The organism is Paraburkholderia bryophila, assembly GCF_003269035.1.
In the GTDB taxonomy this organism is placed as follows: domain Bacteria; phylum Pseudomonadota; class Gammaproteobacteria; order Burkholderiales; family Burkholderiaceae; genus Paraburkholderia; species Paraburkholderia bryophila.
In genome coordinates this window covers 529121-550840 of sequence record NZ_QLTK01000002.1, presented here as the reverse complement: position 1 = coordinate 550840, position 21720 = coordinate 529121, and the positions used below count along the sequence as shown (strand labels likewise).

The 21720-nt window shown below is 64.6% G+C and carries 22 protein-coding genes and 2 tRNA genes; 16 read left to right on the top strand and 8 right to left on the bottom strand.

Annotated elements, in window-relative coordinates; all coding sequences use genetic code 11:
- Window positions 1-175 precede the first annotated feature (175 nt).
- The 5 genes from moaA to BX591_RS06035 all read left to right on the top strand — a co-directional run bounded on the left by moaA (window position 176) and on the right by BX591_RS06035 (window position 4148).
- Window positions 176-1285 (top strand): GTP 3',8-cyclase MoaA, encoded by a 1110-nt coding sequence (gene moaA / locus BX591_RS06055; RefSeq protein ID WP_111929770.1) that lies wholly within the window; start codon window positions 176-178, stop codon window positions 1283-1285.
- Window positions 1286-1304: 19 nt separating this feature from the next.
- Entirely contained in the window at window positions 1305-1919 is a 615-nt protein-coding gene (gene mobA / locus BX591_RS06050; protein ID WP_111929769.1) for a molybdenum cofactor guanylyltransferase MobA, read from the top strand.
- Window positions 1920-2003: 84 nt separating this feature from the next.
- Complete coding sequence (gene moeA, locus BX591_RS06045) at window positions 2004-3305, top strand: molybdopterin molybdotransferase MoeA (protein ID WP_111929768.1); 1302 nt, start codon at window positions 2004-2006, stop codon at window positions 3303-3305.
- Between the two features lie 79 nt (window positions 3306-3384).
- Window positions 3385-3660, top strand: a complete 276-nt coding sequence (locus BX591_RS06040) for a hypothetical protein (protein WP_105507881.1) — start codon at window positions 3385-3387, stop codon at window positions 3658-3660.
- Window positions 3660-4148 carry a GNAT family N-acetyltransferase gene (locus tag BX591_RS06035; protein WP_111929767.1) on the top strand — a complete coding sequence of 163 codons (489 nt, stop codon included), beginning with the start codon at window positions 3660-3662 and terminating at the stop codon, window positions 4146-4148. Before BX591_RS06040 ends, BX591_RS06035 begins: the two co-directional genes overlap by 1 nt.
- Window positions 4149-4173: 25 nt before the next feature.
- Here the strand turns inward: BX591_RS06035 and BX591_RS06030 are convergent, their stop codons facing one another.
- The 5 genes from BX591_RS06030 to pncB form a co-directional block, all read right to left on the bottom strand.
- Window positions 4174-5631 carry a DNA recombination protein RmuC gene (locus tag BX591_RS06030; protein ID WP_111929766.1) on the bottom strand — a complete coding sequence of 486 codons (1458 nt, stop codon included), beginning with the start codon at window positions 5629-5631 and terminating at the stop codon, window positions 4174-4176.
- Window positions 5628-6617, bottom strand: a complete 990-nt coding sequence (locus BX591_RS06025) for a 2-hydroxyacid dehydrogenase (protein WP_111929765.1) — start codon at window positions 6615-6617, stop codon at window positions 5628-5630. Before BX591_RS06025 ends, BX591_RS06030 begins: the two co-directional genes overlap by 4 nt.
- Window positions 6618-6698: 81 nt before the next feature.
- Window positions 6699-8132, bottom strand: coding sequence for a sodium:proton antiporter (locus BX591_RS06020; RefSeq protein ID WP_111929764.1), 1434 nt, complete (start codon window positions 8130-8132; stop codon window positions 6699-6701).
- Window positions 8133-8194: 62 nt separating this feature from the next.
- Complete coding sequence (locus tag BX591_RS06015; protein WP_111929763.1) at window positions 8195-8857, bottom strand: LutC/YkgG family protein; 663 nt, start codon at window positions 8855-8857, stop codon at window positions 8195-8197.
- A 161-nt stretch (window positions 8858-9018) separates the two neighbouring features.
- Window positions 9019-10215, bottom strand: coding sequence for a nicotinate phosphoribosyltransferase (gene pncB, locus BX591_RS06010; protein ID WP_111929762.1), 1197 nt, complete (start codon window positions 10213-10215; stop codon window positions 9019-9021).
- 268 nt (window positions 10216-10483) lie between these two features.
- Here pncB and fdxA point away from each other — a divergent pair, with 268 nt between their 5' ends.
- From fdxA to BX591_RS05970, 8 genes are all read left to right on the top strand, one after another.
- Entirely contained in the window at window positions 10484-10807 is a 324-nt protein-coding gene (gene fdxA, locus BX591_RS06005; RefSeq protein WP_111929761.1) for a ferredoxin FdxA, read from the top strand.
- A 126-nt stretch (window positions 10808-10933) separates the two neighbouring features.
- A tRNA-Asn gene (locus BX591_RS06000) sits at window positions 10934-11009 on the top strand.
- A 62-nt stretch (window positions 11010-11071) separates the two neighbouring features.
- A tRNA-Asn gene (locus tag BX591_RS05995) sits at window positions 11072-11147 on the top strand.
- A 245-nt stretch (window positions 11148-11392) separates the two neighbouring features.
- Window positions 11393-11869 (top strand): CreA family protein, encoded by a 477-nt coding sequence (locus BX591_RS05990; protein WP_111929760.1) that lies wholly within the window; start codon window positions 11393-11395, stop codon window positions 11867-11869.
- 100 nt (window positions 11870-11969) lie between these two features.
- Window positions 11970-12800, top strand: a complete 831-nt coding sequence (locus BX591_RS05985; protein ID WP_111929759.1) for a helix-turn-helix transcriptional regulator — start codon at window positions 11970-11972, stop codon at window positions 12798-12800.
- Window positions 12801-12989: 189 nt separating this feature from the next.
- Window positions 12990-13742, top strand: coding sequence for an AzlC family ABC transporter permease (locus BX591_RS05980; RefSeq protein ID WP_111929758.1), 753 nt, complete (start codon window positions 12990-12992; stop codon window positions 13740-13742).
- Window positions 13739-14062: an AzlD domain-containing protein gene (locus tag BX591_RS05975; protein WP_111929757.1), complete on the top strand. Its 324-nt coding sequence runs from the start codon at window positions 13739-13741 to the stop codon at window positions 14060-14062. Before BX591_RS05980 ends, BX591_RS05975 begins: the two co-directional genes overlap by 4 nt.
- Before the next feature lie 442 nt (window positions 14063-14504).
- Window positions 14505-15272 carry a DUF4088 family protein gene (locus BX591_RS05970; protein ID WP_035547431.1) on the top strand — a complete coding sequence of 256 codons (768 nt, stop codon included), beginning with the start codon at window positions 14505-14507 and terminating at the stop codon, window positions 15270-15272.
- 82 nt (window positions 15273-15354) lie between these two features.
- Here the strand turns inward: BX591_RS05970 and BX591_RS05965 are convergent, their stop codons facing one another.
- From BX591_RS05965 to BX591_RS05955, 3 genes are all read right to left on the bottom strand, one after another.
- A complete protein-coding gene (locus tag BX591_RS05965) occupies window positions 15355-17505 on the bottom strand; it encodes an ATP-dependent helicase (RefSeq protein WP_420849343.1) in 2151 nt (716 codons plus the stop codon).
- A 141-nt stretch (window positions 17506-17646) separates the two neighbouring features.
- A complete protein-coding gene (locus BX591_RS05960) occupies window positions 17647-17919 on the bottom strand; it encodes a hypothetical protein (RefSeq protein WP_111929755.1) in 273 nt (90 codons plus the stop codon).
- A gap of 15 nt (window positions 17920-17934) precedes the next feature.
- Entirely contained in the window at window positions 17935-18369 is a 435-nt protein-coding gene (locus tag BX591_RS05955) for a hypothetical protein (RefSeq protein ID WP_111929754.1), read from the bottom strand.
- 331 nt (window positions 18370-18700) lie between these two features.
- On the opposite strand from BX591_RS05955, the gene BX591_RS05950 reads away from it, so the two are divergent.
- From BX591_RS05950 to panS, 3 genes are all read left to right on the top strand, one after another.
- Window positions 18701-18919 (top strand): RNA-binding S4 domain-containing protein, encoded by a 219-nt coding sequence (locus BX591_RS05950; RefSeq protein WP_035547440.1) that lies wholly within the window; start codon window positions 18701-18703, stop codon window positions 18917-18919.
- 243 nt (window positions 18920-19162) lie between these two features.
- Complete coding sequence (locus BX591_RS05945) at window positions 19163-20572, top strand: MATE family efflux transporter (protein ID WP_111929753.1); 1410 nt, start codon at window positions 19163-19165, stop codon at window positions 20570-20572.
- A 156-nt stretch (window positions 20573-20728) separates the two neighbouring features.
- A complete protein-coding gene (panS, locus tag BX591_RS05940; protein WP_111929752.1) occupies window positions 20729-21688 on the top strand; it encodes a ketopantoate/pantoate/pantothenate transporter PanS in 960 nt (319 codons plus the stop codon).
- The last annotated feature ends 32 nt before the right edge of the window (window positions 21689-21720 follow it).

Here is a 21720-nt window from a genome sequence, read left to right as displayed (position 1 = left end):
CCGCCTTCACCGGCGGGCTTTTTTTTGCCGGTCAGCGGCGAAAACGCGCGCCGCCCCCTCAGCGTTATGCCGCTCCCCGTATACCCCGACTGGGCGCCAAGCCCGTCTGTCGGCCGGGGCATTTCCGCTAGAATGAATATCTGGCTTTATTTTCAAGCACCAAACGAAGCATTTCATGTCCCGACGCATCATCCCTGTTGCCGATTTCAGCGCGGCGCCGGTCATAGCCGGCCCCGTGCAGACGCCCACCGGCGTGCTGCACGATACGCTGGCGCGCCCGCTGCGCGACCTGCGCATCTCGGTGACGGATCGTTGCAATTTCCGTTGCGTCTACTGCATGCCCCGCGCGGTGTTCGACAAGGACTACACGTTCTTGCCGCACAGCGCCTTGCTCAGTTTCGAAGAAATCGAACGGCTGGCGCGGCTGTTCGTCGCACATGGCGTGGAGAAAATCCGTCTGACGGGCGGCGAGCCGCTGCTGCGCAAAAATCTGGAATTCCTGATCGAGCGGCTCGCGCGGCTCACCACGTCGGACGGCCGCCCGCTCGACCTGACCTTGACCACCAACGGTTCGCTGCTGGAGCGCAAGGCGCGCAACCTGAAAGACGCCGGCCTGACGCGCGTCACCGTCAGTCTCGACGCGCTCGACGACGCCTTGTTCCGCCGCATGAACGACGCCGACTTCGCGGTCGCCGACGTGCTGGACGGCATTGCCGCGGCGCAGGCGGTGGGGCTCGCGCCGGTCAAGGTCAACATGGTCGTCAAGCGCGGTACGAACGACCGCGAAATCGTGCCGATGGCGAGCCATTTCAAAGGCTCGGGTGCGGTGCTGCGCTTCATCGAATATATGGATGTCGGCAGCTCGAACGGCTGGAACATGACCGAAGTGCTGCCGTCGGCCGATGTGGTCAGCCGCATCGCCGAACATTTCCCGCTGGCCCCGCTCGACGCGCACACCGCCGCCGAGACCGCACAGCGTTGGGGCTACGTGGACGGCAGCGGCGAGATCGGCGTGATTTCAAGTGTGACGCGCGCGTTTTGCGGCAGTTGCACGCGAGCGCGTCTGTCAACGGAAGGCAAGCTGTACCTGTGCCTCTTTGCGTCGGCCGGTCACGATTTGCGCGCGTTGTTGCGCAGCGGTGCGAGCGACGCGGGCATCGCCACCGCCGTCGCCGAAATCTGGCAAGGCCGCGGCGACCGCTATTCGCAACTGCGCGGCAGCAACGCCGCCGAGACGCGCGTGCTGGACAGCCAGCGCGTCGAAATGTCGTACATCGGCGGCTGAACGGTCGGCGCATGAAACCATGAAACCGACACGCGAACACCTCACCGGTCTGGTGCTCGCGGGCGGGCGCGGCATGCGCATGGGCGGCGTCGACAAAGGCCTGCAAACCCTCCACGGCGAACCGCTCGCCGCGCATGTCCTGAAGCGCCTCGCACCGCAATGCGGCGCCCTCCTGATCAGCGCCAATCGTCATGCGGAAACCTACGCGACACTGGGCGCGCCGTTCAGCGCCACGATCGTGGCCGACACCCTGCCCGGCTTCCCCGGACCGCTAGCCGGCCTGCTCGCCGGGCTGCGCAGTGCGCGCTCGGCCTACCTGCTCAGCGCGCCGTGCGACACGCCCGGCCTGCCCACCGATCTCGCCGCCCACCTCGCGCACGCCATGGACACGAACCTGGCCGACATCGCCACCGTCACCACCACCGACGCCCAGGGCGAAGTCTCGCTGCACCCGGTCTTCGCGCTGCTGCGCACGACGCTCGCGGACGACCTGGCGGCCTTTCTGGACGCGGGCGAGCGCAAAGTCCGCGCGTGGTACGCACGCCACAAGACGGTGGAAGTCAGCTTTACCGACGAGCGCGCGTTTTACAATATCAATTCGTTACAAGAACTCTCCGACCTCGAGCGCGCTTGAGGCCCCGGTGAAACCCCGCTCCGGCCACACGGCACACGCCGCGCGTTTCCACTCCCGGCCGCCGGACGCGACGCCCAGCCCTTCATGACCACGCTTAACGACTTTTCCCGCTGCGTCGCGCAGTACGATCCTCACGCGCTGCCCGTCAAGGCTGCTCAGGCGATAGTTCGTCAATGGGCTGCGCCGGTCGCGGCGGTTGAACGCGTGGCGTTGCGCGATGCGCTCGACCGCGTGCTGGCCGCCGACATCGTGTCACCGATCGACGTGCCGTCGCACGACAATTCGGCCATGGACGGCTATGCATTCCAAAGCGCGGCGCTGGCAAGCGGTATCGCGACGGTAGCGTTGGCGATCGTCGGCAAGGCGCTGGCCGGGCATCCGTACGAGGGCGGCGTCGAGACGACGCAATGCGTGCGCGTGATGACCGGCGCCTGCATGCCGACAGGCTGCGACACCGTAGTGCCGCAGGAACTGGTCGAACGCAACGCCGAATGCACGTCGATCCGCTTCGCCGCCCGCGCGGTCGCGCCGGGCGCCAACCGGCGTCTCGCCGGCGAAGATCTGGCTCGCGGCCATGCGGCCTTGCGGGCCGGCCGCGTCATGCGCGCGTCGGACCTCGGCTTGCTGGCGTCGCTCGGTATCGGCGAGGTGAACGTGCGGCGGCGCTTGCGCGTCGCCTTCTTCTCGACCGGCGACGAACTGCGCTCGCTCGGCGAACCGCTCGACCCGGGCTCGGTGTACGACAGCAACCGCTACACGCTGTTTGCGATGCTGCGACGCCTGAACGTCGACACGCTCGACCTCGGTGTCGTGCGCGACGAACCGGCCGCGCTGGAAGCCGCGTTGCGCAGCGCCGCGGCCAGCGCCGACGTGGTGTTGACCTCCGGCGGCGTCTCGGTCGGCGAGGCCGATTTCACCAAACAGTTGCTGCAAACATTCGGCGACGTCGCGTTCTGGAGCCTCGCCATGCGACCCGGCCGGCCGCTCGCTTTTGGCCGTGTCTGGTCGGGCGAACGACCGGGTCTCGGACTGCCCGCGCTATTCTTCGGGTTGCCGGGCAACCCGGTGGCGGTGATGGTGACCTTCTACCAGATCGTGCGCGAGGTGCTGCTGCTCATGTCGGGCGCCACGCCACAGCCGCTGCCGGTGATTCGCGCCACCAGCCGCCAGGCCATCCGCAAACGCGCCGGCCGTACGGAATTCCAGCGCGGCGTGGCGGTTCAGAGCGAGCCAGGAGAATGGCACGTCACACCAACCGGTTCGCAAAGCTCCGGCGTGCTGAGTTCGATGAGCGAAGCCAATTGTTTCATCGTGCTCGACCACGACGAAGGCGAGATCGCGGAGGGGCAACAAGTGGCTATCATGCCGTTCGACGGCCTCATCTGACGCTTCTGGACCCTCCGCCTTCTCTGGCGACTAGTTGCAGCTTCACCCATTACCACTACGACTCACGGGTTTGACTGACATGAAAAAACAGATCTCGTTCATCGCACCGGGACAGACGGCCAAAGCACTGATCCTCGTGTATCTCACGTTCTCGGTGCCGCTCGTGCTGCTCGGCGTGCTGGTCGCGTTCATCCGTTACGGCTCGGTGGAGTTGAGCACCGTGTTCAGCGCGCTGCTGCTGAACGCGATTCTCGGTTTCATCCTGCTGTGGATCGCATGCCACGCGTACAACTGGGTGGCGTCGCGCTTCGGCGGCATCGAAATCCAGCTGAGCGACGCGCCGGAAGAAGCCTGATGCCGGCCACGATCCGCGCCGCCGCGCCCGCGGACACCAGCGCGATCTTCGCGCTGACGTATGAACTGGCGGAGTTCGAAAGCCTCACGCACGTGTTCGTCGCGACTGAAGACGGCCTGCACGACGCGCTGTTCGGCACGCGGCCGTCGATTGAAGCGCTGGTCGCGGAACAGGAAGGGCGCGTCGTCGGCTATGCGCTGTTCTTCCACAATTATTCGAGTTTTGTCGGCAAGCGCGGACTGTATCTGGAAGACGTGTATGTGCAGCCGAGCCAGCGCGGCAGCGGACTGGGCAGTGCATTACTGCAGCGCCTCGCGGCGTTGGCGGTGGAGCGCCAATGCGGGCGCTTCGAGTGGACCGTGCTGGACTGGAATCAGCCGGCCATTAGCTTCTACGAAAAGATGGGCGCAACCGTGCTGCCGGATTGGCGCGTAGTGCGCCTGGCAGGCGACGCGCTCGCAAAGCTGGCTGCGGGCACGGCCGCCTGAGCGGCGCGCCACCCGCCTGGCCGGCCTATTCACCCAGTTGTTCGTCGGGCTCCACGCCCGACAGGGCATCGCCGAGCAGGCCGCTCGCCGCTTCGCCCGGCAACGCCTCGACATCGCGCAGCTTGCGGTTCATCACCCGCGTGCGCGTTTCGGCGGCTTCGATTGAACGCGTGACGGTTTCCAGTTGCGCCTTGGTCTTGGCCAGCACGTCGCCGAATTTACCGAACTCCGTTTTCACCGCGCCAAGCACCTGCCACACCTCGCTCGAGCGCTTCTCGATCGCGAGCGTGCGGAAACCCATTTGCAAACTGTTGAGCAACGCGGTCAGCGTAGTCGGACCGGCGATCGTCACGCGATAGTCGCGTTGCAGCATGTCGGTCAGACCCGGCCGACGCAGAACTTCCGCGTACAGCCCTTCGGTTGGCAGGAACAGCAGCGCAAAGTCCGTGGTATGCGGCGGCGCCACGTACTTTTCCGCGATCGTGCGAGCCTCCGCGCGAATCCGCGATTCCAGTGCGCGCGATGCGTCCTCCACCGCCACAGGATCGGCGCGCTCCTGCGCTTCGATCAACCGCTCGTAATCTTCGCGCGGAAATTTGGCGTCGATCGGCAACCATACGGGCGTGGCCGCGCTGCCCTGCTCCGCGCGACCCGGCAGCTTGATCGCGAATTCGACGCGCTCGGTGCTCTTCGGCACCGTCGCGACGTTCTTCGCGTATTGATCGGCGGTAAGCAGCTGTTCGAGCAACGCTTCCAGTTGCACTTCGCCCCATGTGCCGCGCGTCTTGACGTTGGTGAGCACCTTCTTCAGATCGCCGACGCCGGCCGCCAGCGTCTGCATCTCCCCCAAACCGCGATGCACCTGTTCGAGCCGGTCGGACACCAGCTTGAACGATTCGCCGAGGCGTTGTTCGAGCGTGGCGTGCAGCTTTTCGTCGACGGTGCGGCGCATTTCCTCGAGCTTGGCCGAGTTATTGGCCTCGATGTCCTTGAGCCGCTGTTCGATGGTTGCGCGCACCTCGGCGAAGCGACGATCGTTCGCCTCGGTCAGTTGCCCCAGTTGCAGGCTCAGCGTATCGCCGAACTGTTTGAGCGAACGACCTTGCTCGTCACGCGCCTGCTGTGCCTGCTGCTGCAAGCTGTGACGCACGGCGTCGAGCTGCTGGGCGAAGCCGTCGATCTTGCCGCCCTGCACCGTGGTCATGCTGCCGAACTGCGCCGCGAGCGTCTGCTGAAAATGCGCAAAGCCGCTGCTCTGCTCGGCGCGCGACACGCGCGCCGTCTCGGCGATGTCATTGCGCAGTTGCCGCTCGAGACGCTCATACGCATGCGCTTGCGCGTCGGCCGCCGCGTCGATGCGTTCGTTGACCAGCTCGAACTGCTCGCTCTCCTCCGCACGGCCGGAGCCGCGCAGCAACAGGGCCACCGCGATGACCAAGGCGACCGCCAGCACCGCGACGGCCGCCACCAGAATCAGGGTCATGAACGCGCCCGGCCGATGACTTCGGGGTTGATCGGATTCGGCGGCCGGCCGGCGCGCGGCCCCTCGCCCAACGCAGCAATCAGGTTATCCGCGGCGAGGTTCGCCATGGCGCGGCGCGTGGCTTCGGTCGCGCTGGCAATGTGCGGCGTCAGCACGATATTCGGCACGGTAAGCAGATCCGGATTCAACTGCGGCTCGCCTTCGAACACGTCCAGACCGGCAGCGGCGATCCGTTTCGAGCGCAGCGCTTCGACCAGCGCGGCGTCGTCGACAATGCCGCCGCGCGCGATATTGGTCAGCGTCGCGCTCGGCTTCATCAACGCGAGTTCGGCAGCGCCGATCGTGTGGTGGTTTTCCCTGGTGTACGGCAAGACCAGCACGACATGATCGGCACGCCGCAACAGGTCCTGCTTCGACACGTATTCGGCGTTCAGTTCGGCTTCGATCTCCGGCGCGACACGCGAGCGATTGTGATAAATCACCTGCATGTTGAAACCCTTCGCGCGACGCGCCAGCGCCTGGCCGATCCGGCCCATGCCGAGCACGCCGAGTGTCGATCCATACAGGTCGCTACCGAGGAAACCGTCGTACGCCCATTTCTGCCATTGGCCCGCGCGCAGCCAATGCTCCGATTCCGCGAGACGGCGCGCGGCCGCCATCATCAGCGCCCAGCCGAAATCGGCGGTCGATTCGTTCAGCACGTCCGGCGTGTTGGTGCCGAGCACGTTCGCCGCATTGAACGCGGCCATGTCGAAGTTGTTGTAGCCCACCGCCATGTTCGACACCACGCGCAAACGCGGCGCCGCTGCAAGCGCGGCCGCGCCGACCGGATCGCCTGCGGTCAGCGCGCCGTCTTTGTCCGCCAGACGGCGCGTCAGTTCGTCGGCAGGCATGACTTCGCCCTGATTCCAGTCGACGTCGAAATACTGTTTGAGCCGTTCGATCACATCGGGGAAAATCGGACGGGCGACGAGGATCTTTTGCATTGCCATTCTCCGTATAGCGCGTCGAGTTCGTTTGTCTCGGCGTTGAAGGTCGGGTTGGTCGGTTCGATTCGAAAGTTTGCGTTAAAAGAACAGCCAGCCGGTCACGAGGAAAAGCGGCAGCAACACCGTGCAAGACCAGCCGAGATACGCAAAGAAACTCGGCATACGCACGCCGCGCGACTCCGCGATCGCTTTCACCATGAAGTTCGGCGCATTGCCGATGTACGTGTTTGCGCCCATGAACACCGCGCCCGCCGAGATGGCGGCGAGCGTGGTGGCGCCGGTGGTCATCAGTGTCTGCGCGTCGCCACCGGCCAGGTTGAAGAACACGAGATAGGTCGGTGCATTATCGAGAAACGACGACAGCAGCCCGGTGGCCCAGAAGTACATTGCGTCGTGCGGCTGACCGGCGGAGTCGTTGACCAGATGAACGATGCCCGCGAACGCACCTGCCTCGCCCGCGCGCAGGATCGTGATGACCGGCGCGATCGTCACGAAGATACCGGCGAACAGCTTGGCCACTTCTTCGATCGGCGCCCAGTTGAAATCGTTGCCGGCGCGCGCGGCCCGCGGCGTCAACACCAGCGAGAGCAACGTCACCCCGATCAGCGCAAGATCGCGCACGGCGTTTTGCAAGGCCACGTGCGTGCCCAACACGTCGAACTCGATGCCCGGCTTCCACAGCCCGCTCATCAACACCAACGCGATCACCGCGACGAGCAGTAGAAAATTGATCTTGCCGTCTATGCCGAGCGGCGGCGAGTCCGGCGTCGGATCGAGAAAGCGCGAACGTTCCTCCTCCCGCCGATGAAAATAATACGAGTCCAGCGCATAGAACCCGCCGAGCAGCACCGCGCAGACGAACAGCATGGGCAGCGCGAGATGCGTGGTGGTCCAGAAGAAACCGACGCCCTGGAGGAACCCGAGGAACAGCGGTGGATCGCCCAACGGCGAGAGCGAGCCGCCCGCATTCGCCACCAGAAAAATGAAGAACACGACCACGTGGACGACGTGCTTGCGGTTGTCGTTGGCGCGCAGCAACGGACGGATCAACAGCATGGCCGCGCCGGTCGTGCCCATGATGCTCGCCAGCACGGTACCGAGCGCGAGGATACCGGTATTCAGGCGCGGTGTGCCGTGCAGATTACCCCGCACGCAGATGCCGCCCGCCACGGTATAGAGCGCCGTAAGCAGCACGATGAACGGAACATATTCCTCGAGCAACGCATGCACGAGCGCGCCGGACGCAACCCCGGTGCCGAACGTAAGCGCGAACGGCACGAGGAACAGCAGTGCCCACGCTGCCGCGATCTTGCCGAAATGGTGATGCCAGAACGCCGGCGCCACCAGCGGGAACACCGCGATGGACAGCAGCACGCCGGCGAACGGCAAGCCCCACAACGCGGACAAGGTCGCGCCGTCCAGCGTCGCGGCAGCGGCCGGTTGCGGCCAGCCCATCAACGTCGATACAACAATGGCGAGCGCTATGCCCGCCCAACCGGCGTGCCCTTTCATACTCTTGAAGTCCTTGTTATCACGGTGGCCGCGATGGCCGGAGACGCCGATGCGGGCGCCGCTCAGGCGCCTTGCACGACGATCACATGCACGCGGTAAGGCCCATGCGCGCCGAGCACGATGGTCTGTTCGATATCGCCGGTGCGCGACGGCCCGGAAACGAAATTGACCGCACGAGGCAATTCGCCGCGCTCACTGCGAATCAGGCCGAACGCCTCTTCGTGACCCGCGACGATGCGCGAAGCCGGCACGATCGCGATATGCGTTTCCGGCAGCAGACCGGCCGACGCATAAGTCTGCGGACCGGACAGCAACACCAGCGTGCCGGTTTCGGCCGTCGCGCAGAAGCAGCCCGTGAGGCCCACCACGTCGCCGTCTTGCGGCTTGCGGAATTCGACGCTGAGACCGGCTTCGGCCCACTGCATATCCTGCAGCGTTTGCCAGGCGATGGCTTGCAACGGCAAGGCGTGTTGCGTGAGGTAGCGATGCGCGGCGGCCGGCACCTCGCTCATTGTCTGAACCGTCTCCACCGTGGTCGCCATTTTCTGGGCTTCTTCGATGAAGCGCGCACTCAGATCGGCCGGCATTTCCGGCCGCGGGCCAGCCGGATGACGCGCGACGTAATCGGCGGCGGCCTCGCGTTCGGCGGCGGACGGCTCGGGCTCGCGCCCTTGCGCGGCGCGGATGCGCGCCAGGATGTTGCGGCGGGCAATCGATGTGTCCATATGCGAAATCCTCGTGTCGACAGCCGTGCAATGTGACGAGGATTATACCGGCCACCCTGCGCACGAACACCCTGGCCGAACGGCCTATTGCGGGCCGCCAGACACATGGGCAAAGTACACGCAAAGCAAGACCGGCGGCAGAGCGCCGCAGACGCAGCGGCTTACTTCGACACCTCTTCCTCAGGCTGCGCGATGCCGAACACCTGGCGCAAATACGCGAGATAGGCCTTGTCTTCGCACATGTTCTTGCCGGGCGAATCCGACAGCTTGGCCACCGGCTGACCGTTGCAGCGAACCATCTTGATGACGATCTGCAAGGGGTTGTAGCCGAGGTCGTTGGTCAGATTGGTGCCCACGCCGAAGGCCAGCTTGCAGCGGCCGCGGAATCGTTCGTACAACTGCAGCACCTTGGGAATATCGAGCGCGTCGGAGAACACGAGGATCTTGGTGCGCGGGTCGCAGCGGTTCTCTTCGTAATGCTTGAGCAGGCGCTCGCCCCAGTCGAACGGATCGCCGGAATCGTGGCGCGCGCCGTCGAACAGCTTGCAGAAGTACATGTCGAAGTCGCGCAGGAAGGCCTGCATGCCGTACACGTCGGAGAGCGCGATACCCAGGTCGCCACGATATTCCTTGGCCCACATTTCGAAGCCGAAGATCTGCGAGTCACGCAAGCGCGGACCCAGCGCCTGACAAGCCTGCAAGTATTCGTGCGCCATCGTGCCCAGCGGCGTCAGGCTGTGCTTCATGGCGTAGAAGACGTTGCTAGTGCCGGCGAACTGCTCGCCCAGGCCGTCCTTGAGCGTGAGGATCACCTCTTCGTGCCATTGCTTGGAGAAGCGGCGGCGGGTGCCGTAATCGGCGATCTTGCAATCGGCGAATTCCGGGCGCGCGCCCAGCAACTGGATCTTCTCGACGAGACGGCCGCGCCCTTCGCTGTAGTCGGGCTTCTGCTGCGTGTTGCGGAAATAGACTTCGTTGACGATCGCGAGCATCGGGATCTCGAACAGGATCGTATGCAGCCACGGTCCTTTGATCTCGATGTCGATTTCGCCATTGCCCTTCGGCGACGGCTCGATCGAAATGTATTTCTCGTTCAGATGAAACAGCGCGAGAAACTCGATGTAGTCGCCCTTGATGAAGCGCATGCGCCGCAAGTAGTCGAGCTCCCCGTCGGTAAAGCGCAGATCGCACAGCTTGCGCACTTCGTCGCGAATCTCGGCGATATACGGCACGAGATCGACATTCGGCGTACGGCAGCGGAAACGGTATTCCACATTCGCCGCGGGAAAGTGATGCAACACCACTTGCATCATCGTGAACTTGTACAGATCGGTGTCGAGCAGCGAAGTAATAATCATGATGGTGCGAACTGGACCGCGGGAAGAACGGAAGGCCTGACTCAACCTATGCGCATGCGGCGTGCCCCGTGGCCGCCGACCTGACGCATGTTACCCGAATGCACGCGAATTCCGCGTGCCCGCGCGACGGCTGTTCAGCCCGCCATAAACTAATCACGAAAACGTATAAAAGCCGTAGCCCGATGGTGCAACCGCCTCTTGACGTTACGCTACAATAGCGCTTTTGGCGTATTCGCCTTCCCTGATTCTGCATGCAGGAGCTGCCTGAATGACTCACGTTGTGACCGAAAGCTGCATTAAGTGCCGCTATACCGACTGCGTCGATGTGTGTCCAGTGGACTGCTTTCGCGAAGGTCCCAACTTCCTCGCGATCGACCCCGACGAATGCATCGACTGCGCCGTGTGCGTGGCCGAGTGCCCGGTGAATGCCATTTATGCCGAAGAAGACGTGCCGGGCGACCAGCAGCACTTCATCGAGCTGAACGCCGACCTGGCGAAAAACTGGCCGAGCATCACCAAGACCAAGGCTCCGCTGCCGGAAGCCGACGAGTTCAAGGACATCAAGGAAAAGCTCGAACTGCTCGCTCGCTGAGCGTAGCCGTCTGCCTCCTCCGCTCGGATCTCATCGGTCGATTCAAATGAAAACGAGCCGCGCAGGGTATTGACAGGCGCTTAAGCTACTCCTACAATTTCGTTTCTCTGCTGTTTGTTGTTCTGTTCCTCGATAGCTCAGTCGGTAGAGCGCCGGACTGTTAATCCGTAGGTCCCTGGTTCGAGCCCAGGTCGAGGAGCCAAGAATTGCAAAAGCCCGTTAACCAAGACGGGCTTTTTTATGTAGATCAAGTTGTACTGCTGGTCCTCGATAGCTCAGTCGGTAGAGCGCCGGACTGTTAATCCGTAGGTCCCTGGTTCGAGCCCAGGTCGAGGAGCCAAAAAATTTGAAAGGCCCGCATTCGTGCGGGCCTTTTTGTTTTGGGACGCGAATTTGACGCGCGTTGCGCTTCGCTCTTCGAGCCTGGCATCGCCAGCTTGGTGTGCCGTTCTCCAGCCCGCCCGCTCATTTGCACCAGCCCTTTCACGAGCGCGCCGTTATACGATGGCGACTTCCTCGCGCGCACTTCGCAGCCAGCTGTCACGCCTTGTCGCGCTCAACTCACGTGCTCACTTCCGGCAACCCATGAAACCCACCTCGTCGCGCATCGCATTTGCCATTGCCGCCGCCCTGCTGCTGCCTTCGGCGCACAGTGAAGAAGTCGGCAGCGTCAATACCAACTTCCGCATCACCGGTTCCGATCGTGTCGTGGTCGAGGCCTATGACGATCCGGTCGTCCAGGGCGTGACCTGCTATGTATCGCGAGCGCGAACCGGTGGCGTCAAAGGCACGCTCGGTATCGCCGAAGATCCGACCGAGGCGTCCATCGCCTGCCGTCAGGTCGGGGCGATCCATTTCACCGGACCGGTCAAGCAACAGGCCGACGTGTTCTCGGTAAGCATGTCGCTGATCTTCAAATCACTGCACGTGGTACGGGTAGTCGACGCGAAGCGCAATGCACTGGTATATCTCACGTACAGCGACCGGGTCGTCAGCGGCAGTGCGAAAAACAGCGTGAGCGCCGTGCCGATGCCGGCCGGCACCACGATCCCGCTCAAGTAAGCCGCTTTCCTACGGCAAAACGCGATCGGCCGATGCGCTGCCGGATGGCGCGGTAGCGCTTACGTCGCGCTACACTGAGCCGTTGCACCGAACCTTCATCATGACCGCCGCCCACCGCTTCCAGGATTCCGCCCGCTACTGGCGCACGCCGCTTTTGCCCGGCGCGGATCTGGTCACCGCCGAATATCACAACCATGAGTTCGCGCCGCATTGGCACGACGCGTACACGATTCCGGTGATCGTCGCGGGCGCCGAGGGCTATCGGTATCGCGGGGCCGACTATGTGGCCGAAGCCGGCACCGTGCCGATCATCAATCCCGGTGAGTTGCACACCGGTTCGAAGGCGATCGAGGCCGGCTGGCGTTATCGCGTGATCTATGCGCCGGTGGATTTCATTCACGACCTCGCCAACGAAGTCACCGGCAAGCCGCAGGCCTTACCGTGGTTCGAGCCGGGCGTGATTCGCGATCCCGATCTGGCGAGGCGGCTCGCGCGCGCGCATCGCTTGCTCGAAGCGGGCAGCGACGCACTCGCCGCCGAAGCCGCCCTGCTCGACGCCATGTCCATGCTGCTGGTCCGCTACTCGCAAACGCAAGGAAGGCCCGCACGCCTCGCTACCGACGACACCCGCGTCGCGCTCATGAAAGAGCGTCTGACAGGCGACCTCGTCGAGCCCGTCGCGCTCGCCGACGTAGCGCGCGCGGTGGGGCTTTCGCCGTTTCACGCGGCGCGCCTGTTCACGCAGACCACCGGCCTGCCGCCGCATGCATGGCGCAATCAGGTGCGCTTGCAGCGCGCGCTGGCGCCGTTGCGCGCGGGCGTGTCGGTCACGGATGTCGCCGCGGCCAGCGGCTTCACCGATCAAAGCCATTTCACGCGGCACTTCCGGCGCATGTTCGGCGTGCCGCCCGGACGCTGGCAAGGCCCTTGAGCGTAAGGGAAAGGGAACTACAACGGCAACGACGCACCGTCCGGGCTAAACACCTCTCCACCACAGCCTTCGCCACGCCGCCCTTGGTGCACGAAACGTCGCCGCCGCCAACGCCCGCCGCTGCGCCGCAAGAACGTACAAGCCCCACCACCCGCGTCCCGCTATGCTTGCCGCATCAAGGAGGCAAGATTGACCCATTCCACCCAGGCCCAGCCCACTCGCACAGGCCACTTCAAAGCATTCACCGCCGGCGCGCGCGACATCATTCCGATGATGGTCGGCGCCGCGCCTTTCGGCGTCATTTTCGGCACGCTCGTCGCATCCGGTCCGCTGCATCTATGGCATGGGCAGTTGATGTCGCTCGTCGTGTTCGCCGGCTCCGCGCAGTTCATCGCACTCGGTCTGATCGCCGGTCACGCGAGTTTCGCGGTGATCTGGGCGACCACGCTGGTCGTCAATCTGCGCCACGTACTGTATAGCGCGACGCTCGCGCCGCACGTCGCGCATCTGTCGACGCGCTGGCGCTGGGCGCTCGGCGCGCTGCTCACCGACGAGGTGTTCGCGGTCGCGTGGGAGCACTACCGGCATAAGGAACCCGGCACCGTCGGCCCGCACTATTTCTTCGGCGCGGGTCTCGCGATGTACCTGAACTGGCAACTCTGGACCGCCGCCGGCCTGCTGTTCGGCGCCGCGTTCCCCGGCCTGCAATCGCTCGGGCTCGATTTCGCGATGGTCGCCACCTTCATCGCGATCGTCGTGCCGCAACTCGTCGCGCTGCGCTATATCGCCGCCGCCGTCACGACAGGCACGCTGGCCTTCTTCTGGCAGGCGTGGCCGTACAAACTCGGCCTGCTCGGCGCCGTGTTCGCCGGCGTCGCGGTCGGCGTGCTGCTGTCGACGGCGCGCCCCACCCCGCGCGGCACAGCGGAGGCGTCGCGATGAACTACGTCGCCCTGATTCTCGGCATGGCGCTCATCACGTGGGTGATCCGCGCCGCCGTCTTCGTACTCGGCGACCGGCTGGTGTTTCCGCCGCTCGTGCGCACCGCCCTCGGCTTCGTACCGGTCACCGTGCTGACCGCGATCATCGTGCCGATGGCGGTGTCGCCGCACGGCACTCAGGCCGAATTGAGCTGGCGCAATCCGCAATTGGTCGGCGCACTCGCCGCCGTGCTGGTGAGCGCCGTGACGCGGCGCCCGCTCCTGACCATCGCGGTCGGACTCGCGGTCTTTTTTGTCTGGCAATTGGTCGTGCTTAAATAGCGTGCAAACGCCGTCGAGCCCTCAGCGACGGCGGAGCCGGCCTGCCCAACGCTCCCTTGCCCGGCGCCGTGACGTTTTTGCCGCGAACGGCGCCGGCAGGGAAGTACGGCAACCGGGCACGGCGACCTGAACGCGGCAAACCAGGCAAGGCAATCCAGGCGCAGCAACGCAGCGCGGCACGTTACGCACGGCAAACGTCAGGCACGAACCCGTTGGGCGATGCTTCCTTCTAATGCCGGCTCCCATGAGCCGCATGCCCTTAAGTTTTCCCTGAATCCGCCGATATGAAGTCGAGGTCCGCTCATCGGGATACGACGTCCCGCTGATGACGCGGCAACAGGCAGGAAGCAATCGCGCCGGCAGCATGGGTCGCGTCTCACCAGGTCCATGCGCGGCCGGATGACGCGACGAAGCCGCGCGGCAGGACCAAACGGGATAACACATGGGTCAAATCACCCTCACGCTCAAAGACGAGACCATTGCGACGCTGCGCAAGGATTTCGACGCTTTTCTGCGGGTTTCGCTGAAGCTCGATCCGCAGTTCGCGACGCCGTCCTTCGAGGATTTCTTGCGCGCCAAGCTGCTCGACAATATGGTGCCGCTGACCGAACACGCCGTGCAGCGGATGCTGCAAGGTGGCCAGTACGCCTGGGCCAAACGCACGCTGGACAAGGAATTCCCGGATGTCGTCGCGATTCTGATGCGGCAGGCGGGCGAATTCGGCTTCGGTTTCGCGGCGCGTTCGGAATGGACGCCGGAAGAGCTCGCCAAGCAGTGCCGCGACTGGGCGGCGGCGATCGTCAAGGAAGCCGAAGGCGACGCCGCGCTGATCGACCCGCTCGCGGCACAGATCAAAAGCGCCGCGCAAGACATCCAGGCGCTCGAGGAAGTGATGCAGACGCCGGCCTGGCGGCTGGTGGAATCGCTGCGTCAGCGGGTGTACGAAGCAAAGGTGGCGTGCGAAACCGGTGTGGGCAGCACCGCGCGCGAAAAGCTCGGCGAATTGCGTGGCCTGCTGCGGCTGGGCATTTCGCACGGCTCGTTCCAGAAGCAGGAAGCGCAGCAGATCATGGAATATTTGCGCCTGCTCAAGCCCGAGATTTTCGTCGAAGAGCCATACGACGTGTTTTCGCGACTGGCGGCCTGGCTGCGTAATTTCTTCGTGCCGCCGCGTCCGGCGCCGCAACAGCAGCAACGACAGTCGCGGTAAAGGCTGGCGGCGGTTTGGGGCCGGTGGGCCGACGTCACGAGGCCCACCCGTCATTTACGCCAAAGAGCGCATCCCGGCGCCCTCAATCCCACATCTTTCTCAACTTCGCCCCGATCTCGATCTTCGCCCGTGCCGCAGCGGCGAGCCCCGCCGCCGTGGGCGCGCTCGGAATCGCCACACGCGGCCACGCATAGGCGTCGAACAGCGGCATCAGATGCGCGGGAATGAAGCGCGTGCGCGACGCCCAGACGTGGCGGTCGCCCATCTGCGTCTGGTTGTGCACGTAGAAGCGCTGCGGCACGACGATATGCAGGTCCTCTTTGGCCCGCGTCATCGCCACGTAAAGCAGGCGCCGCTCCTCGTCGATTTCCTCTTCGCTACCGGTGCCGAGGTCGGACGGAATGCAACCGTCGACGCCGTTCAGCACGAACACGTTGCGCCATTCCTGCCCCTTCGCCGAATGAATCGTGGAAAGGATCAGATAGTCCTCGTCGAGCAACGGGACGCCGGATTCGCCGCTGGTGGCGTCGGGCGGGTCGAGCGTCAATTCGGTCAGGAAGCGTTCGCGCGACGGATACGTGCCCGCGATGCTTTCCATCTGCAACACATCGGCGTGACGGATCGCCGCGTCCTCGTGGTTGCGCTCCAGATGCGGCTCGTACCAGCGCCGCACCATTTCGAATTCGGCCGGCCACGGCGTCTGGCGGCCGTAGACGCTCGACATTAGCTTGACGAACGGATGCCAGTCTTCCTGCGCGCGAGCCGGTGCGGTGAACGCGGCCAGCGCGCCGCCGGCGGTGTCGGCGGGATTACCGGCACCCGCGCGCGCGGCGATTTCGTCGAGCACCTTCGCGGCGGTGGCCGGGCCGACGCCGGGCAGCAACTGCACCACGCGGAACCCGGCGACGCGGTCGCGCGGATTCTCCGCCCAACGCAGCACCGCGAGCATGTCCTTGACGTGTACCGAATCCAGAAACTTCAGGCCGCCGAACTTCACGAACGGAATATTGCGCCGGGTCAGTTCGATCTCCAGCGCGGCGCTGTGATGCGCGGCGCGAAACAGCACCGCCTGCGACTTGAGCTTGACGCCCTGCTCGCGCGCTTCGAGCACCTGCTCGACGATGTAACGCGCCTGATCGGCTTCGTCGGCGACCGTGACGAGCCGCGGACGTTGCGCCGACGCCTTGTCGGTCCACAGATTCTTCGTGTAGCGCTCGCTGGCCAGTTCGATCACCGCATTCGACGCCGCGAGAATCGGCGCGCTCGACCGGTAGTTGCGTTCGAGCGTGACCCGGCGCGCCGGTGGATCGAATTGCGCGGGAAAGTCGAGAATATTGCGCACGGTGGCGCCGCGAAACGAATAGATCGACTGGGCGTCGTCGCCGACCACGGTCAGGCCGCGACCGTCCGGCTTCAGCGCGAGCAGGATCGACGCCTGCAGACGGTTGGTGTCCTGGTACTCGTCGACCAGCACATGGTCGAAACGCGCCGACAGGTCTGCCGCGATGGACGGTTCGGCGGCCATATGCGCCCAGTAAAGCAGGAGATCGTCGTAATCGAGCACGCTCTGCTTCTGCTTCGCGTCGACATAGGCGGCGAACAACCGGCGCAGATCGTCCTCCCACTCGCGACACCACGGAAACGCGCTGTCGAGCACATGGGTGAGCGACGCGCCGGTGTTCACCACGCGCGAATAAATCGCGAAACAGGTGCCTTTGGCCGGGAAACGCCGCTCTTTCGCGGATAAGCCGAGTTCGTGGCGCACCAGGTTCATCAGGTCGGCGGCGTCTTCGCGGTCGTTGATCGTGAAGGCCGGTGCGAGGCCGATCAGATCCGCGTATTCGCGCAGCAGCCGCGCGCCGACGCTATGAAACGTGCCCGACCACGTCAGCCCTTGCGCGAGCGCGGCGCGCGCGCCAAGCGCCGCACTGGCGATGCGCGTGACCCGGCGCGTCATTTCGAGCGCCGCGCGACGAGAAAAGGTCAGCAGGAGAATGCGGCGTGGATCGACGCCTTTCACGACGAGATTCGCGACCCGGTGTGCCAGCGTGTTGGTTTTGCCGGAGCCTGCGCCCGCGATGACCAGCAGCGCGCCGGGCGGCAAGGTGGGTGTGTCCGCGCCATACTCGACGGCTTCGCGTTGCGCGTCGTTGAGTTTGGCAAGCCAGTCGGCGGCGTCCGCCGGGTCGGATGAACCGGACGCGGCGGACGCTGCCGATGTATCGGACGGCAGCGGAGAGTCGGCGACAGAGAGCACGTGGATTCGGCGCTAAAGTGAATGGAGGATGGCGACGCATACTGTATATCCATACAACCATCGCAGACAAGCGACCCTTATTTCGGGCCGCTGTCTTTCAGCGCCAACGCACGCCTGCTACTGCTTCTTTGCGTCCTTCACGTTAGCGTCGGCGTTCGCCTTATCGGCGTCGGCCTGTGCGTCGGTTTTCTTCTTGTCGGCCTTGGCTTGCGCGACGGACGCCTTCTTGTCCGCCTTCGACTGTTCCTTCGCGGCCTTCTTGTCGGCATGCGTCACGGGCGCGGCCGCCGGGTCGCTCGCCTGCGCGAACGCCATGGATGCCATGGACGACAGACACCCCACGATCAGCGCGGCGTAAATCTGCTTTCTGGTGGATTGGGCAATGCTCATTCGATACCTCCGTGCTTAGTGCTTCACATCGCTGCCATCGGACTGGTCGCCCGTCTGGCCTTGCATGTTCATCTTCATTTCGTTGTTGGCGGTTTGCTTATCCGCCTTCTGGTTGATCTTGGCGTCGCGCACCTGATCCTTGTACTGCGCCTTGGCGGCCTTCTGCTGATCCTTCAGCTCCGTCTTGGACGCCTTTTTCGACGCACGGTACTCGGCGTTCGCCTTGGCATCGGCGTCGCGCTTCTGCACCAGCGGATCGGTCGAACCCGGCGCGGTCAGGCGCGTCGGCGCCGGGGTGACCGGCTGCACGCCGGCGGCGGCGGGCGCTTGCATCTGCATCTGAGCCTGGCCGTCCGCACCCGCGGCCGGCTGCGCGGTCTGCGCGACAGCGGCAGTCGCGGCAAAGGCAGTCAGGGCGGTACCGATCAGAAGTGTACGAATCTGGGTCATGGCTTAATCCTCTCTAAAATTGTTGTGACCGAACGATTTAAGTCGCCTGGTACCGTGCGATCCGCCGTGACGGATGTTTATGTTTCGCGCACAAATCCATGCTTGGTCCGGCCTTCTCGTTGCGGGATAATCCCGCAATCTTTCCTACTGATGTCCACTTTACGAGTGAAATTGGCAATCGGCGAATGCTGTTACGGAAGGTTTCACTTTCCGACAATGACATAACATCTGCTTGCAAAAGCCTACAAACCGCCGCTGGCACAGCGCAAGCTTCTTCCAAAGCCAGCTTCTGGCTTATGATGCGAACCCTTTGCCTGAAGGTGCAAACGCCATGCCCAACCTCGATTTCACGCTCACCGGCGACTACGTCGAATTGCACAATCTCCTGAAGATAACGGGCCTCGCGGAGAGCGGCGGGCAGGCGAAAATGATGGTCGGCGACGGCGCGGTCACCGTCGACGGACGGGTCGAAACGCGTAAAACCTGCAAAATCCGCGCAGGCCAGGTGGTGCTGTTCGGCGACACGCGCATCGCGGTTCACGAAGCCTGACCACACCCGCCTCGTTATCCATGGTCCGCGGTCCGGAAATTCGGAGGGCCGTACGCACCAAAATCGTGCTTCTTTGATCGACAGCGCCGCGCCCAGGCAATAAGCTGTCAGTTTCGACAGACAACAAACGGCCGGTTGACCGAGCCGCTGTCCCTCGCCACCGGGTCACCGCCCGCCCACGCGCGAACGCTGCAACGCGCGCCTGCCGTGATCCGGTCGCTACTTTCGCCGCCAGGCGCTTCCATGACTCAATCCAGCTTCACCCGGGTGGCCTCCCGGCCGCCGACGCTTTCCCGCCATGCCGCCGACACCGCGCGGCTCGCCGCGCCGCTCGCGATCTCCCAGCTGGCACAAATGGCCATGGCCGTCACCGACACGATCCTGCTCGGCTCGCTCGGCCCCGACGCGCTCGCCGCCGGCGGCCTCGGCGCGAACCTGTTTTTCGTCGTGGTCACGCTGTTGCAGGGCGTGCTGACCTCCGTCAGCGTGAGCGTGTCGCATGCACGTGGCGCGCAGGACGAAAGCCGCGTGCCGCATATCTACTGGACCGGCCTCGTGCTGTCGGTGCTGCTGTCGGTGCCGGCATTCATTCTGCTGTCGTTCGCCACGCCGATCCTGCTGGCGTTCGGCGAACCCACGCTGCTCGCGCACAACGTCGGCGAATATGCGGCCGTCCTGCGTTGGGGCTCGCTCGGCAGCCTGATCGGCGTCGGCCTGATGCGCTCGTTCCTGCCGGCGATCGGCGCAGCGAAACGGCTGCTGTGGGTGTCGCTCGTGAGCGTCTTCGTGAACGGCTTTCTCAACTACGGGCTGATTCACGGCGCGTTTGGTTTGCCGCGGCTCGGCTTTCTCGGCTCGGCGGCCGCGACCTCGATCACCGTCTGGCTGAGCGCGCTGGTGCTGATGGCGCTGCTGCATTTGCGGCCGCGCTACCGCCATTTTGTCGTCGCGACGCGGCCGAACGTACCGCTGATGGGCGAACTGTTCGGCATCGGCTGGCCGGTGGCGATCACCTACGGCGTCGAGTCGACGTTGTTTCTCGCCACGGGTCTGATGGTCGGCCTGCTGGGCGAATCGCAACTGGCCGCGCATCAGATCGCGCTGAACGTGGCGTCGGTCGCCTTCATGGTGCCGCTCGCGATCGGCCAGGCGGGCAATGTGCGGGTCGGCTTCTGGTCCGGCGCGGGGCAGCCGCTCGCCGCGCGCCATGCCGGCTTCGTCGCGCTGGCGCTCGGCGTGGGCTTCATGACGCTGTCGGGCATCGTGCTGATCGCGGCGCCGCATTGGATCGTGGGTCTGTATCTGCATCTCGACGATCCGGCTAATGCGGACACGGTCAAGCTGGCGAGTTCGCTGCTCGGTGTCGCGGCGATCTTCCAGATCGTCGACGGCATGCAGACGGTGGGCTCCGGCTGTCTGCGCGGTCTGAAGGACACCCGCGTGCCGATGATCGCCGCGGCGTTCGGTTACTGGGTGATCGGCTTTCCGACTGGCTACACGCTGGCGTTTCACTTCGGGCTCGGCGCGCTCGGTCTGTGGTGGGGACTGGCTGCGGGGCTCGCCAGCGTCGCCTTGCTGATGACGCTGCGCTTTCATAAGCTGAGCTTGCGGCAAGTGCCGGTTGAAGCGAAGGCGTCGGATCCTTCTGTTTAAATCGACGCGGCGGGCAGCGGCGCGCGGCGGATTATGCCGCCGCCCGCCGTTCGTTCGAGCTCCCCCCTGGCTGGTTGCACGCGCAACCATCTGCGCGCGGAAACCCCGCTGCGGAAGGTAAAATGCGCGCTCGGCAAACACCAAGGACCCTCCGTCATGCTCGCCCGCGTCACCCGTCTCTTTCCGCTCTGGGCCGTGCTCGTGTCGATCGCCGCGTACAGCTCGCCCGCGTCGTTCGCCGGCATCGCGCCGCACGTCACCACGCTGCTCACCATCATCATGCTGGCCATGGGCGTCACACTTTCCGTCGCCGATTTTCAGCGTGTTTTCACGCGGCCCGCGCCGGTGGTGGCCGGCATCGTGCTGCACTATCTTGTGATGCCGCTCGCCGCCTGGGTCATCGCCCGGGCCTTGCGCATGCCGCCCGATCTGACCGCCGGCATGGTATTGGTGGGCAGCGTGGCGAGCGGCACGGCGTCGAACGTGATGATCTATCTGGCGCGCGGCGACGTCGCGTTGTCGGTGACGATCAGCGCGCTATCGACCCTCGTCGGCGTGTTTGCGACGCCGCTGCTGACGCGTCTGTATGTGGACGCGTCGATCGTCGTCGACGTGCACGGCATGCTGATGAGCATCCTGCAAATCGTCGCGCTGCCGATCGTGGTCGGTCTCGCCGTCAATCATCTTTTCGGCAAGATCGTGCGCAAGGTCGAACCAATTCTGCCGCTGATTTCGATGGTCGCGATCATCCTGATCATCGGCGCGGTGGTCGGCGGCACGCAGAAGAGCATCGCGTCGGTCGGCCTCGTGGTGATGCTGGGCGTGGTGCTGCATAACGGCATCGGCCTGCTCGGCGGATACTGGGGCGGCCGTTTGCTCGGCTTCGACGAAGCCGTCTGCCGCACGCTCGCGATCGAAGTCGGCATGCAGAATTCCGGCCTCGCGGCCACGCTCGGCAAGCTGTATTTCACACCGATCGCCGCGCTGCCCGGCGCGCTGTTTTCGGTGTGGCACAACCTCTCCGGCTCGCTGCTCGCGGGCTATTGGGCAGGACGTCCGGCCAAGGGTTCGACGCATCCGGATGGCGACCGCGCACTGAGCGCCGAACGCGGCTAATCCCCTCGCCGTGATGCGGGCGAACCCGGCCC

What these genes read in the sequence shown, in the direction of transcription:
- BX591_RS06035 (WP_111929767.1), top strand. Translation starts at nt 3,660, where the DNA reads ATGCCGGCCACGATCCGCGCCGCCGCGCCCGCGGACACCAGCGCGATC.
- BX591_RS06020 (WP_111929764.1), bottom strand. Translation starts at nt 8,132, where the DNA reads ATGAAAGGGCACGCCGGTTGGGCGGGCATAGCGCTCGCCATTGTTGTA.
- BX591_RS06040 (WP_105507881.1), top strand. Translation starts at nt 3,385, where the DNA reads ATGAAAAAACAGATCTCGTTCATCGCACCGGGACAGACGGCCAAAGCA.
- BX591_RS05990 (WP_111929760.1), top strand. Translation starts at nt 11,393, where the DNA reads ATGAAACCCACCTCGTCGCGCATCGCATTTGCCATTGCCGCCGCCCTG.
- BX591_RS05960 (WP_111929755.1), bottom strand. Translation starts at nt 17,919, where the DNA reads ATGAGCATTGCCCAATCCACCAGAAAGCAGATTTACGCCGCGCTGATC.
- panS (WP_111929752.1), top strand. Translation starts at nt 20,729, where the DNA reads ATGCTCGCCCGCGTCACCCGTCTCTTTCCGCTCTGGGCCGTGCTCGTG.
- mobA (WP_111929769.1), top strand. Translation starts at nt 1,305, where the DNA reads ATGAAACCGACACGCGAACACCTCACCGGTCTGGTGCTCGCGGGCGGG.
- fdxA (WP_111929761.1), top strand. Translation starts at nt 10,484, where the DNA reads ATGACTCACGTTGTGACCGAAAGCTGCATTAAGTGCCGCTATACCGAC.
- BX591_RS06025 (WP_111929765.1), bottom strand. Translation starts at nt 6,617, where the DNA reads ATGCAAAAGATCCTCGTCGCCCGTCCGATTTTCCCCGATGTGATCGAA.
- BX591_RS06015 (WP_111929763.1), bottom strand. Translation starts at nt 8,857, where the DNA reads ATGGACACATCGATTGCCCGCCGCAACATCCTGGCGCGCATCCGCGCC.
- BX591_RS05945 (WP_111929753.1), top strand. Translation starts at nt 19,163, where the DNA reads ATGACTCAATCCAGCTTCACCCGGGTGGCCTCCCGGCCGCCGACGCTT.
- BX591_RS05950 (WP_035547440.1), top strand. Translation starts at nt 18,701, where the DNA reads ATGCCCAACCTCGATTTCACGCTCACCGGCGACTACGTCGAATTGCAC.
- moaA (WP_111929770.1), top strand. Translation starts at nt 176, where the DNA reads ATGTCCCGACGCATCATCCCTGTTGCCGATTTCAGCGCGGCGCCGGTC.
- BX591_RS05985 (WP_111929759.1), top strand. Translation starts at nt 11,970, where the DNA reads ATGACCGCCGCCCACCGCTTCCAGGATTCCGCCCGCTACTGGCGCACG.
- BX591_RS05970 (WP_035547431.1), top strand. Translation starts at nt 14,505, where the DNA reads ATGGGTCAAATCACCCTCACGCTCAAAGACGAGACCATTGCGACGCTG.
- moeA (WP_111929768.1), top strand. Translation starts at nt 2,004, where the DNA reads ATGACCACGCTTAACGACTTTTCCCGCTGCGTCGCGCAGTACGATCCT.
- BX591_RS05975 (WP_111929757.1), top strand. Translation starts at nt 13,739, where the DNA reads ATGAACTACGTCGCCCTGATTCTCGGCATGGCGCTCATCACGTGGGTG.
- pncB (WP_111929762.1), bottom strand. Translation starts at nt 10,215, where the DNA reads ATGATTATTACTTCGCTGCTCGACACCGATCTGTACAAGTTCACGATG.
- BX591_RS05955 (WP_111929754.1), bottom strand. Translation starts at nt 18,369, where the DNA reads ATGACCCAGATTCGTACACTTCTGATCGGTACCGCCCTGACTGCCTTT.
- BX591_RS06030 (WP_111929766.1), bottom strand. Translation starts at nt 5,631, where the DNA reads ATGACCCTGATTCTGGTGGCGGCCGTCGCGGTGCTGGCGGTCGCCTTG.